Here is a 13,120-nt window from a genome sequence, read left to right on the forward strand (position 1 = left end):
CTGGTCGAGGTGACGGGACTTGAACCCACGGCCTCTGCGTCCCGAACGCAGCGCTCTACCAAACTGAGCCACACCTCGAAATACCACCTTAGTATTATACCACACTCCTCCTCCGTTGTCAACCCCCCCCTTTTTAATTCGCAGTACAGAGAGTGCGAATTAAAAAAAGTCCAGTTCTATGCGAATTAGAAAAAAATTCTTCATATATTTTGTATATATTATGCATTGAAAATGGCGAAAAAATGCGATATAATGTATTTATTAAAGTATGTTTATTTTGTTTATGGCTGCTAACTAAAACAAGAAAGAGCAAATTGTAAAATGAGATTGAAAAAAGAATTTAATGTGGCAAAGGGCCTCTTCTCCGAACGGGATATCTATTTCGTTGGCGACCTGATCCTGCTGGTGGGTCACATTGTTTATCTTGCGCTTTTTAGGTATCTTGGTATACACGAAATGGTGCACTATAACTACATCAGCATTGCCGTTTATGCATTTATGGCATTCGCTCTAACTAATAAAAAAAATGTCCCGAGCTTCGTCTACCTCACTTTGGTGGAGATCATTATCCACGCCTGCCTCGGCGCTTATTACGTCGGGTGGATGACGGGCTTTACGCAAATAATGCTCTGCATTATCCCTATGCCGTTCTATCTAAGTCCGAATAACAAGAAAATCCCATATCTGCTGTCAACTATTGATGTTATAATATTCATTATTATGCGGCTTTTTATCATAAATCGAACCAGCCCTTATCAGCTTGATATGGTAAAGACTAACATCGTCTATATCTATAATACCATTTGCAGCTTCGTTGTCATCATCTACGTCTCGGCGATCTATATTTTCGCTGTTGAGAAAAACAGGCGTGAGGCCGACGCTAAGAACGAAACGCTGCAAAAGCTTGCGACTATCGACCCACTGACGCAGCTTTTCAACCGCCGTGCTATGATGGACTATATCAAAATTATCCAGCAAAGCGCTAGAAACGTCAACAGTGAGTATGTGCTCTGCCTGGGCGATATCGATGACTTCAAGCACGTCAACGATAATTACGGCCACGATGTCGGCGACAAGGTGCTGAAAACTGTTTCGGAGATCATCGCAAATACTGTCCCGACCGAGGGCTATGTCTGTCGTTGGGGTGGCGAGGAAATTCTCTTCGTTGTGCCGTCCGCCGGTACTGAACAGGGCGTGAAGATCGCAGAGGAGATATGCCGCCGCATAAACAGCACCGTCTTTGACGAAGGTGCTGGACAGTTCCGCATTTCAATGACTTTCGGCGTTTACTCCGTCAGCCCCGAAGAGAACTATGACGTTGGCATCTCAACGGCTGATAAGCTGCTCTATAAGGGTAAAAATCAGGGAAAAAACTGCGTTGTTTATAAATAAAAATACGAATACAGATAGCAAAACGGATAATTCTCACATCTGCGTGAAAATTATCCGTTTTTTTGTTGCATTTATTGCCTTGAAAACAGCTTTTTAAGCTTTATCATCGTCTTTTTGCGGCTGATGAACGGCTTTGTCACAAGCCTTATTATCCAGCAAAACGGCAGCAATATTGGCGCTTTTGCCAGTATCGGATAGGAATAGCACATCAAACTGCGGCTTGGGAAAAGTTGTGAAAACAGATAGCCTGCCTTGCCCCTGCGCTTTATCTCGTTGTCAACGCTATTCGCCGTCGTGCCGTATGTTCCGCAGCCAAGCATATATTTTATCATCTGAGAGTATTTGTCAGTCCGCTCTGCTCCGCCGAAAAGCACCTCCGCAAGACCCACAAGGTCTTTGCACATCTGCGCAGTTTTTTTTGACAGCATTTGGTCAAAAAGGCTCATATCAAGCTCGCCGCCATAGCGCTCTTTATAAAGGTAAATATCCATAAAAGTGCGTATTCCTGTGCCTGAACCGTAATAATGCTTTGCGGCGTGGGAGACTATGTAAACAAAAAAATGGCTCTTGTCAAAATCCCAGCGGCAGCCCTTGGGGTCTGTGCACATCTTCCAAGGTTCGGTGAAAACGGCTTCAAGGTCGAAATGCTCCGCACCAAAAAGCTGGCGGTGTATCTCTACGTTCATCACAGGCTTTTTCATATAAACATCGTGACAGCCTGCGCCGAAATGCTCGGTATAATAGCCCAGCGTGTGCATAATATCCTGCGCTTTTTGGGCGTTTTTGCCGTCGATAAGCAGGTCAATATCCGACATAAGCCGCATATCAGACTGGGAATAAATTCCTTTGAGCACAGTGCCTTTCAGCGGCAGATAGCGTATTTTGTTCGCTTCAAGCTGAGCCGAAATGCTCTCAAACTCCATTTGCTGGGTGATATCTTTGAACAGCGCCTTGTCACGAACTTCCTGCCACTTGGCGTAAAGCTGTGGCTGGGGCTTGTTTTCAAGCTTCTCAACAGCATAAAAAGCCGTGTTCGCAACGCTGTGGCTGTTCGCAAGGGCAAAAAGCTTCTCAAAGCTGACGTCGTCTGGCTTCTCCTCGGTTGCAGAACTTTCCAGCACGCTTTTGAGCAGCTTTATCAGATATTCAAATTCCGAATTTTGTTTTTTCAAACTTTTTGTATGTAAATTATCTGTCGATACAGCCATTTTAACGCCTTTCTGTCCTGCAAATTTTATGGGCAATACTGCGGAGCTTGAAATAAACACGCCTTATGAAAAAGCTGCTCCAAAGCCGTTTATACGCCCTGTACAAAAGCTTTTCCTCCGTAATGAGCCTGCCCTTGCGGTATATTTTCGACACCTTTGCGATGATGTTATCGTCCGTTATTCCGCCTTCAAGGCTGAGCTGATTATCGCCGCAAATTATGTAGCCCTCGTCGGTGGTTTTTATGACCCTGTGGAGCACATAATGCCCGTTATCACGGCGGTAAAAGGCGATATCCCCCGCTTTAAGCCTGCTCTTTGGCTTCACAAGGCAAACGCTGTCACGCCCCTGTTTTATCAGCGGCAGCATACTTGTACCCTTTGGATAAATTCTAAATTCGCCGCCGCTTTCAAGCACAAAGCGTATGGTGTCGTCATACTCGGAAAGCGCAAACTCGCTCTCGCTTTTCGGCATTTTATCAGTCAACAAGCTGTGCTCCTCTCAGCTTGTCGGCAAAAGCTTTAACGTCCGCTTTCGCCTTGTCCTCGCTGACTTCATAATGCTCAAGCAGCGCCGTCGTGAGCTGCTCCTCGGTCTTGTCCTCGGAAAGATATTCCCACAGAAAACGGCCTGTTTCGTTGAGCCTTATAATTCCGTTGAAATCACGGCTCGCCTCGCCAACAGCCACAACAACGTTCTGTGTGCCAACTTTTCTCAATATATAGCCCTCTTTGATCTTCATAATGATTCTCCTGTTTTTTACTTTTTGTTATTGTCTAGCATATTTGTCATTTTAATTGTGCATAATTTCAAGCTCTGCTGAAAACTCCTCTGCGGTCAGCGGTTTGGAAAGATTGGCTTTCTTCACCTCGACTGTAACAGGCTCTTTGCCATGGATATCGAACCAGTTGTCAGAGAAAACGCAGTCGGCATTTTTTAGGCTCAGACACACGCTCTTTGCGTAATTTTCTGCGCAGAGCGTCACCGCAAAGCTGTCCTCGCTTTCGGACACGCCGAATGTGATATTTGGCTCAAGGAAGGTAAATTCCTTCGGGCGGACGAAAAGTGTCGTGCCGCCGCTGAGTGTAACGCCGTTTTCGATGATCGAATATTCAAGATACTTCTCACGGCGGTCTGTGCGGCTTTCAAGCTCGTCCGCAAGGTCGATCGTCAGCACGTTTTCGGCGGTCAAAGCCGCAACGCTTACCTGCTTTTCACCGCTGGTTATTATCTCAGCCTTGTTGTTGCGCAGCGTCCATTTTACAATGCCGTCAAATGGCTTTCTACGCTCGTTGGAGATATTGAGGACAGGCTTATTGATATCGCTGTCGTCGCAAGATATAAGGCAAGGCGCATAGAATTTTCTAGCATAGTAATGGAGACCTTTCCACCTGCCGAAATAGTCGATACTCGACCAAGAAATAACAGGGTTTGAATCATTGACCTGCCAATATGCCGAGCCCATACATCTGCCCCTTGCTCTTCTCATATGCTCAACATTTGAACGTATGCAGTCCGCCTGCACAAGCTGAGATGAATAGATGAGCTGGCGGAAATCGTATGGATAACGAACCATTTGCGCAAGGTAATACATAATCTTTTCGTTGCCTTGAACGCATTTTTGGTGGGCTTCCATTACAGGTGAACAGAGGTCGAAATCGCCCTTTGCCTCGTCCGCAAATTCACGACAGGTATTAATATCCGGAACGCTTTCAAAGCCGTATTCCGAACAGAAGCGGTAATAGAATTCACGGAAAGCCTCGATAGGCTTGAAGTTGTGCCAAACGTCCCAATAGTGCATATCGCCGGCGTGATTTGATGAAGCGTCTTTAAATCCGCCGCCAGATGAAGGTGACGACGGCCAATAGAATGTGTTTTCGCAAGGGTCAAATTCTTTCAGAACTTGCGGTATTATCTCCTCGAATATGATGAGATAGTCACTCTTTGCTTCCTCATCCTCGGGGAGACCCCAGTATTCCCAAGCGGATTCTATCTCGTTATTGCCGCACCAAAGACCTAACGATGGGTGATTGCGCAGGCGGATAACATTGTCACGGATCTCCCCACGGACAGTTTCTTCAAACTCTTCCGTCAGCAGATATGCGGAGCAAGCAAACATAAAGTCCTGCCATATTATAATGCCGTTCTCATCGCAGTAATCGTAAAAATACTGGTCGGGATAATATCCGCCGCCCCACACTCTTATAAAATTATAGTTGGCGGCTTTGCAGTCGGCAAGAAGCTTTCGTGTCTTTTCCTCATTGCAGCGTGTTACTATCTGATCTTCGGGGATATAATTTGCGCCCATTGCGAATATCTTCACGCCGTTGTTTATAAAGCAGAATTCCTCGCCCCACCCGTCCTTTTCCTGTGAAACTGTCAGCGTTCTAAGGCCAATGCGCTGAGAATTCTCATCGGCGGCAACGTCATTATCCAGCAGCTTGACCGTCACATTATAAAGCGGCTGCTTGCCGTAACCATTTACCCACCAAAGCTGAGGGTCGGCGATATCAAGGGCGGTCTCGTAATACTCGCTCTTATCATCGAGTGATATAACGCTTTCAGCAACAGCCTTGCCCTGTGGGTCAAAAACTGTGACGGAAGCCTTCTGACAGCCGTGGTTTTCGATATGCAAAACAGCTTTCAGCGTGACATTGCCATCAACGTGGAGCTGGCTGTAATAAACGTCAAGTATGCGACCCTTTTCGGGGATAACAAGGGTAACGTCACGCCAAATGCCCATATCTGGGAGCATTGGGCCCCAGTCCCAGCCGAACATACAATGGGCTTTTCTGATGTGAGTATAGCCTGTCATAGTGGAATCAACACCCCAAAGGTGGCGCTTTTCGTCCATTTCCTTTATGTACTGATTAGGCGATTTTATCTTGACTGTGAGGGTGTTCTCACCTGCTTTGAGTATGCCGTGAACGGGAAATTCCCACATTCTGTGCATATTGTTCACTCTGCCAAGGTGCTTGCCGTTAAGGTAAACTTCGGCGATAGTGTCGATACCGTCAAAATGCAGGACTGTGAACTGACAGTCTGCGGCGGTGTTGTCGGCGGTAAAAGTGGTCTCAAAATCATAATCATCGTCGCATATCTGTGTCGAGATATACTCGTTCTCACGATAGTAAGGATCGGGAATTTTTTTATAGTCAAGCAGGGTCTTGTATACCGAGCAAGGCACTTTGCAATCAAAGCTTTCGGACGAGCCTGCTTTTGTCATTTTCCAGTTTTCGTTAAGGGATATTCTCATTGGTCTGTTCCTTTCGGGGATATTTCATAATTTAATTCTTGTCGGCGATACAGAAAAGGTTTGTCTCCCAAGCGGGATAATAGCTTTCCTGCCGCATAAAAAATCTGTACCCTTTGTGCAGGATGTTTATATACAGCGGCAGGGTGAAATAGTCATAAGGGCGATGATAAAGTGCGCAGCATATTTTCGGCGCATAGTGTGAAATTGTCTCACGGCTGCCTTTAAGGGCTTCCAAGTCTGCGCCCTCAACGTCATATTTAACATATGTACAAGGTCTGCCGCCGAGGACGCTGTCAAGGCTTCGTGCCTGGACGGCTTTGCCTGCGGCGTCAACTCTGCCCTGTCGGCCTGCGCCGCCTGCAAAATTCAGCGTACAGTCCTTTGACCAAGCTGCGGCGTTATGAAGCTCCACATTATCGAAGCCGCAAGCGAGGATATTTTTCTCGCACTTCTGAAAGTTTTTCCGCTCTGGCTCAAGGGCGTAAATTCTATCATACTGCCCCTTTGTGCGGCGGATGAATTCAAGTGCGGTATCCCCTGTATAAGCACCAAGGTCGCAATAAATTTCGTTATCGTCAAGGGGAAGCATTTCGGTTATCTTATCCTTATCTGTGAAAATTTCACGGAGAAAGGCGAGGTCGCCCGTTATTTTATAGGCTGTGAGCTTCTCGAAGGTGAGCTTTGAAAGTTCGTCTGAAAGCAGATCATAGGCTTTTTTTGCTTGTGGAAAAAGCTCCAAGAAGCGCTCTTTGGAGAAATTCTCCTCACCTGCAACGGCAGTTTCGGGTGCGATAAGAAGGTGCTTTTTCGAGATATTGTCGATACGCTCCATAATTTCGGGCAGGCTTGTGCCAAAGCCAAGGGCGACTGTTATCTCCCCCGAAAGCTCTTCCGCCTGTGCGAGGGTTAGGACTTTTTTGCCTTGAAAGCTCTGCCCCCTGACGAAATCATCGCTGGCGAAAAAGCCTTCGCAGGAAATGCCCCTTGCTTCAAACTCGTCAAGAAGCTTCTGCGCACCGTCGCCCATACCATATATATAGACAGGGTGGGGACAGTTTTTCAGCCTATCCCAAGAAGAAGGCAGGCTCTCGAAATATTCCCTTGAAAACATTTTATCAATCCTCGGTTCTAAATCGTTCTAAGCGGTCATTCTCAGAAAAAGGCTTCCGCAGGAAAAGACTGCGAAAGCCCCTATTTACGCTGTTTCAAGCTTCTGCAAAATATCAGAAGCTTCCGTCATCGTCAAAGTCAAAATCGTCGTGATCGTGAAAATGTCCGTCAGAGCCCACCATATCTCTGCCTCTAACACGGTACTTATCACAGTTGATATTGATATACTTATCAAGCTGGGCAAGCACGTCTCTAGGCGCTTTGACAGACTTTACCTCCTTGACAGGGGTATCAACATCCTTGACGTTCATTATAATTGTACCGCAGCCAAACATACGCTGTCCGAACGGCAGCACAAGCTTTTTATCAATGACACGATAGAGGTCAAGCTCGTCCTCCTCGATGGAAAGGAAGCCCTTTCTTGTTATGAACTTATCCTCTGTGAGGAAATATCTTGTGAAAGACAGCGGCAGACCGAAAAGCGTTCTTTTCTTATCTGACCATATATAATTGATAGCGTCCTTTTTCATTGACGTGACCTCCCACTATATTAATTTATATAATTGTAACATAACGATATTATTTTGTCAAGGAAAAACTCTCTTTGGGATCATAAGCACGAAGTTCGTGACCTTTGTGGGATCGTCATAAATTATTATTTTCGATTGTATACCACAAGTTCAAAAATCGGGTTGACAATGCAAATATATGAAACTGATTTTACGATCCAGCTTTGTGTACGCTAAATTAATACGTCACTAAATTTAACGTACAAACATCCAAATAGACAACTTTTTTCGACATTTATTGTCCTTTTTGATACGTTTATCAATGGGAGAATATACTGATTTGCTGTAATTTTCGGCATTATTCTTTGCAAAATCTGTGTAAAACCCGATTTTACAATTGCGTGTTCATTTATTAGACATTTATGCTACACCTATTTTCAGACTTTGCGAATAAATCAGCTGATTTTATGGTTATTTATGTACTACTATCGTAAAAATCAGCGACGTATATTTACAATATATTAACTAAGTATTACCACAAACTTAACGAATTTGTGAAAAGTCGGAAAATATGAAAGCAACTATTGAAAAGGTCAGCAAATGATGATATACTCAAATAGGGTCAAAAAAATGTAAAAAAATTTGAGGAGGAAATTATCAATGAACAATCCAAACATCTTAGTAGGCAGTCTCAGCACAAACGCTACAAACGTCACAAACTATCTGAAAATTTGCGGATACAACACCTGTCAGGTGGACAGAAGTCCGCTGACCATTCAGCTTGAGGTCATCAAAAGCAATCCCGACATTTTGATAATGGCGGAAATGACCCAGTATCCATACGAGCTTTGCGAAAATCTCAAAAGCGTTGACCACGATCTGCGCATTATAATGCTGGCAGAAAAGGACTCCCCTGTAAGCGGAGACGTCAAGGCAAATTACGTTGACAAAATAATAAAAAGCCCTATGAGCTGTGAGGATATCAAAAGCGCCGTTATCGAGGTTTCGCAAATAAAGGTCAGAGCCAACGAGCCCGACATCAACATCAAGCGCATTTGCGACGAGACGGAGCTTTCCGCCCAACAGATACACAATGATATCACCCAAGCGCTGAAACTGCTCTGCATAACGCCGAATTACACGGGCTATGAGTACATTCGTGAGGCTGTGAAGATCGTGCTGGAGGGCGACAAGCTCACAAAGGGTATGTCGAAGATAATCTACCCCACAGTCGCACAGCGCCACGACGTCACCCCTGCAAGCGTTGAGCGAAGCATACGCACCGCCATCAAGCGCTGCTGGCAGAAGGTGGAGGAACAGAACAAGGTCAAGTTTTTCGGCAACTTTGCCCTTGATCCCGAATTCGTTCCAACAAACAGCGAGCTGGTTTTTGTCATTGCCGACAGGATAAGCTGCAAGTGTCTCAGCGGCGAGGACAATTGCGAGATAACTATTTAAAAAGAAAGGGAGCACTTGTATGAAGCGCTCCCTTTTTATATAGATTTTATATAGACAATGTGACCGTGCATAACTAAACTGCGGGCTGCCCTGCGGACGCACTTGCGTCACCCGCAGGCACAATATTATGCCGACCCCACCGTTACATCATTTTATGCCGCAACGCCGATTTGGTGAATACGAACAGGCATAAAGAAAAGCGTACCGATAAAAACCGATACGCTGAACTTTTAAGTAAAAGCCGCCTTGCCGTCGCACAGCCGATAAACCCGCTATAAAAGCAGGGTGGGTAAAACAGCCTGAAACCCTCACGCTCCCTTCGTCCGTATCCGATACGGCAAATGCGGTATCGGGCGGGAGGTCTGCAATCCATTTCCAGAGCCTGAATCCCTTTTTAGAAGTGTTGGATTTATAATAACTGTGCTTGTTCGCACAAGGCAGGAATTTTGCTTTTCTGTTACATAGTATAACACAGCATTTGCAAAATATCAATAGGTAATTTCAGCAAAACCCAGTACATAAAATTGTACAATTTACATATTGACACGCCGATCTGCTATGCTTTTTTCACAATTCTCGCTATCTGAACAATTATGAAAGATGATCGTGGTCGTGACCGCAGCAACCGCACTCATCCTCTTCCTCATCATCGTCAAACTCGAACATTTCCTCGATACGCTCCATAAAGATCTGACCGATCTTCTCGTACTCGTCATCATCTTCGATAGAAGCAAGTATCTCGTCGTTATTCTCATCATACTCAGCCTTGAGGATCACAACATCGCCGGAATCTTCCAAAGCCTCGTCGCCATTCTCATAATAAGGTGTGAGCGCATAATACTTCTCGTCACCATATTCCATTGCGTCAAGAAGCTCAAAGGTCTGCTTGTTGCCGTTCTCATCCTCTAATTCATAAAGATCAGGCAGAAACTCATTATCCATAATATTCCTCCTAAATGTGATTTTGTGCAGTATATCACGCCGTTTTGGTATGATATATTGGAAAAGTCGAGATAAAATGACCGCTTCCGAACACCGCAACACTTATATTATACTACAACCCAAAATCAAAGTCAAGCGCATTTTGTAAAAGTAACATTAAATATAAAATGTACAAAAAAGTTGAGAAAAACTATTGACAAGTGCTAAAAAGTGTGGTATAGTATAGTCAAGGAAAGAGAAAAGAGCAAAGCAAGAAAAATCAAGGCTTTGGTTCTTATCAGACGGATAACGGTTCGGACAACGCAGTAACGATTCTGACTAGAGCGAGCGGAGGTTGAAAAAGCAGAGCTTGAATCTTCCTTGTATATCACGGATAGACTGAAGGACACAGCATATACTCGACATTCGGTGCACTAAGGCTTATCAAGTCGGGCAGGCTCTTCGGATATTCAATGAGATATGAAAGGAGCGAGTCCAATGGACGCAGAAGAGATCCAGACGAGTATCCATAGGCTCGGCAGTTTCTTAAAGTAACACAGGATCGAGACGCAGACGTAAGGGCTGACAGAATCCAAACTATATAAAGGCTTACACAGAAGAAATTGCAGGGTCTGACGGATAAACTAAATAATCAGCTACTGCAAGTACGGATACTCGGAAACTTACAATTGAATATGATTTGCAACTTACATATAAGGAGTGATCGTTATGATCAATTTCACGAGGTTTGCAAATAAAATTTAGACAGGAGTGTTTCCAATGCACAATTTCAGCTTTTCAGAGGTAGAAAAATAAACTGAAAGAGTGAGTCCAATGTAAAATATAACTTCTGAAATAAAAAGCTCACAGAGCTATAAAAATCAAATATAATTTCGAGGAGTGGTGCATATGAAAATGCACAAAAGGATCTTGAACATTAGATAGATGGGAGTGAGTCCGCCAAGAAATTTACGAGCGAAATGCTCTTTAACGATTTGATTTACTGACTGAGAATTTTCTAAAGATCATATAAATACTGAAGGAGTGGTGCGTTATGAAAATGCACTCAAGGCTTTTGAACATCTGATATTTGGAGGTGAGCCCACCAGTTACTTCAGCAAGGCTCGTTTGATATGACGAGCAGAAGATCTTGAATTTATGCGAAAGGCGATAATTCCAATGGAAAAGTAATTTATTTCATTGAAAATAAATCTTTACGAAAGGTGTTAAGTCCAATGGCACGTTAAGTTTGATCTACTGAGGCATAACTTAATATTTTGAAAGGAAATAGATCCAATGGAAAGGTAATTTTTCTTAGAGTTATTATTCTTACCGAAAGGAAATAGATCCAATGGAATAACTTATATTATGCGGACAGAATTTTACTGAAAGGCGTGAGTCCAAAGTACAATTGAGTTTGAGTTTACGACTAAAATTTTCAGAAGGGCGTAATACCAATGGCATAATCAATATGAAAGTACATACTTAACTATGTGATGTATTCAGATGTTGCATAGTTAAGTATTTTTTGTTTGCAAAAAAATACTTGTAGGGGCTGGCGTCCCCGACAGCCCACAATGATATAGCAATATAAAAAGCACCCTGCGATCAATGCAGAGTGCTTATATTTTTATATCATATTTTCAAGGAACGCAACTGTCTTTGCGTCATAGGTCAAGTCCTGCGCTTCCATATCTTCATCGAGCTGCCAAAGCTTTGTTACCGCAAAAACTGAGGAAACAAAGAACGGCTGACTGTTCAGATAACCCAGCGTTATCTTCGCAGGAGTGTCCCCTGTCTGTTCGCTGAGCTGCTTTACCTTTGCAAGTCTCGCAAGGTTCGCAGGTCCTGCGTACTGTCCCTCAGGCAGATTGTTTGCAGCGTCGCCCTTTGCAAGCTTTGCAAAGAAGCCCTTTGCCTGCGGCGAGAACGCCATAACAGGGAAATTGTGCTGCTTGTACCAGCGGAATTCCTTTGTATCCATACAAACCAGCGTGTCATCGCCGAAAGTCTCAACGCTTGCGTGGGCAAGGCTGTAATTTATCTGACTGATACGAACAGGCTCCATACCATTTTCTTCGGCAAACTTGTTGGCTTCTTCGATCCTCTCAGTCGTCCAGTTTGAAACGCCGATAAAGCGTATCTTGCCGCTGTTGTAAAAATCGTTCAGCACAGGCATTATCTCTTCAACAGGCACTTTCGGATCGTCACGGTGCAGGAAATAAACGTCGATATAATCAACGCCAAGCACAGCAAGGCTCTCTTCCAAGTCCTTCGTGAGCTCTTCCCTGCTCAGTCTGCTTTTATCCATATGACCCATTGCAGGGTGGCCGCCCTTTGTGGCGATACAGATTTTATCACGGCAGTTTCTTGCCTTCAGCCACCTGCCAATAACGCCCTCGCTGGTGTTGTGACCGTTCTCGAGCCAGTCGCAATAGACTCTTGCGGTGTCGATACACCAGCCGCCCAGCTCAACGTACTTGTCGAGAAACTCAAAATAAGCCTCATCACAGTCGTTTCGCTCAAAGCCGGCCGCACCGAACGTCAGCGCAGGTATTTTTATCTCGTATTTTTCGTTTTTAAGCGTATAGCTCAACATATTCTCTTCCCCCTCGGCATATCATTTCTTTAGGCGGCTCGTCCTTGCCGCCAATGCCCAATATTTCATCATTATGTTTTATGGTAATTAATTATACTATATAAATAGGACTTTTTCCACAGGATTTTGTAAAATTTTATTTTTAAAGAAAAAATTCTAAAAAAGGGCTTGACAAGTTGGCAAACTTGATATATAATTGTAAAGGTTTATGACTTTACAGAAAAATTCTGTTTGATGATTATGAGAGGAGAGCGGCGGGGATAATGAGTAAGAACCTTGAAAACAGCGTTTTGCTTGATCTTTACGGCTGCCTGCTCACAGATAAGCAGAATGAGATTATGGATCTTTATTATAACGACGATCTGTCGCTGGGCGAGATCGCAGCGCAGCTTGATATTTCAAGGCAGGGCGTTCACGACGCCGTAAAGAAGTGCGAGATAGCGCTTGCCGATTATGAGCAAAAGCTCGGTCTTTACAGACAGCAGCAGGATTATCTTGAGCAGCTAAAAGAGTTCAAGGCGCAGGCTATGGATGTTTTCAATGAGTGCAAAAAGCGCAATTATGCGAGAGATATCGCCGAAAAGGTCATAGTGCTGCTGGAAAATCTCGATTCAAAGCTCGATGATTTCGATACGGCGGAATATACAGAAGAGAAATAAAGACACAAAA

Annotated in this window: 11 protein-coding genes and 1 tRNA gene; 3 read left to right on the plus strand and 9 right to left on the minus strand. The window is 44.2% G+C overall.

What is annotated here, in order from left to right; translation table 11 throughout:
- Position 1: 1 nt before the first annotated feature.
- Positions 2–78, minus strand: a tRNA-Pro gene (locus QZ371_RS10335).
- A gap of 243 nt (positions 79–321) precedes the next feature.
- Here QZ371_RS10335 and QZ371_RS10340 point away from each other — a divergent pair.
- The gene (locus QZ371_RS10340; RefSeq protein WP_295212258.1) at positions 322–1,392 is read left to right on the plus strand and encodes a GGDEF domain-containing protein; all 1,071 of its coding nucleotides are present in this window, start codon (positions 322–324) and stop codon (positions 1,390–1,392) included.
- A gap of 71 nt (positions 1,393–1,463) precedes the next feature.
- Here QZ371_RS10340 and QZ371_RS10345 read toward each other — a convergent pair whose 3' ends face one another.
- The 6 genes from QZ371_RS10345 to QZ371_RS10370 all read right to left on the minus strand — a co-directional run bounded on the left by QZ371_RS10345 (position 1,464) and on the right by QZ371_RS10370 (position 7,494).
- A complete protein-coding gene (locus QZ371_RS10345) occupies positions 1,464–2,600 on the minus strand; it encodes a nucleotidyltransferase family protein (RefSeq protein WP_295212261.1) in 1,137 nt (378 codons plus the stop codon).
- A gap of 1 nt (position 2,601) precedes the next feature.
- Positions 2,602–3,084 carry a S24/S26 family peptidase gene (locus QZ371_RS10350; RefSeq protein WP_295212265.1) on the minus strand — a complete coding sequence of 161 codons (483 nt, stop codon included), beginning with the start codon at positions 3,082–3,084 and terminating at the stop codon, positions 2,602–2,604.
- Positions 3,077–3,340 (minus strand): PqqD family protein, encoded by a 264-nt coding sequence (locus tag QZ371_RS10355; RefSeq protein WP_295212267.1) that lies wholly within the window; start codon positions 3,338–3,340, stop codon positions 3,077–3,079. The genes QZ371_RS10350 and QZ371_RS10355 overlap by 8 nt, the downstream gene beginning before the upstream one ends.
- 51 nt (positions 3,341–3,391) lie before the next feature.
- Positions 3,392–5,854: a glycoside hydrolase family 2 protein gene (locus tag QZ371_RS10360; protein WP_295212268.1), complete on the minus strand. Its 2,463-nt coding sequence runs from the start codon at positions 5,852–5,854 to the stop codon at positions 3,392–3,394.
- 31 nt (positions 5,855–5,885) lie between these two features.
- A complete protein-coding gene (locus QZ371_RS10365) occupies positions 5,886–6,965 on the minus strand; it encodes an FkbM family methyltransferase (RefSeq protein ID WP_295212269.1) in 1,080 nt (359 codons plus the stop codon).
- A 112-nt stretch (positions 6,966–7,077) separates the two neighbouring features.
- Entirely contained in the window at positions 7,078–7,494 is a 417-nt protein-coding gene (locus QZ371_RS10370) for a PH domain-containing protein (protein WP_295212271.1), read from the minus strand.
- 639 nt (positions 7,495–8,133) lie between these two features.
- Between QZ371_RS10370 and QZ371_RS10375 the strand changes: the two genes are divergently transcribed.
- On the plus strand, positions 8,134–8,931 hold the full coding sequence (locus QZ371_RS10375; protein ID WP_295212275.1) for a sporulation initiation factor Spo0A C-terminal domain-containing protein: 798 nt from the start codon (positions 8,134–8,136) through the stop codon (positions 8,929–8,931).
- 591 nt (positions 8,932–9,522) lie between these two features.
- Here the strand turns inward: QZ371_RS10375 and QZ371_RS10380 are convergent.
- Positions 9,523–9,873: a DUF1292 domain-containing protein gene (locus tag QZ371_RS10380; protein WP_295212280.1), complete on the minus strand. Its 351-nt coding sequence runs from the start codon at positions 9,871–9,873 to the stop codon at positions 9,523–9,525.
- 1,609 nt (positions 9,874–11,482) lie between these two features.
- Entirely contained in the window at positions 11,483–12,451 is a 969-nt protein-coding gene (locus tag QZ371_RS10385) for an aldo/keto reductase (protein ID WP_295212284.1), read from the minus strand.
- Between the two features lie 263 nt (positions 12,452–12,714).
- Here QZ371_RS10385 and ylxM point away from each other — a divergent pair, with 263 nt between their 5' ends.
- Positions 12,715–13,110 carry a YlxM family DNA-binding protein gene (gene ylxM / locus QZ371_RS10390; protein ID WP_295212287.1) on the plus strand — a complete coding sequence of 132 codons (396 nt, stop codon included), beginning with the start codon at positions 12,715–12,717 and terminating at the stop codon, positions 13,108–13,110.
- Positions 13,111–13,120 lie beyond the last annotated feature (10 nt).

Source organism: Ruminococcus sp. (genome assembly GCF_019423705.1).
Lineage (GTDB): Bacteria > Bacillota > Clostridia > Oscillospirales > Ruminococcaceae > Hominimerdicola.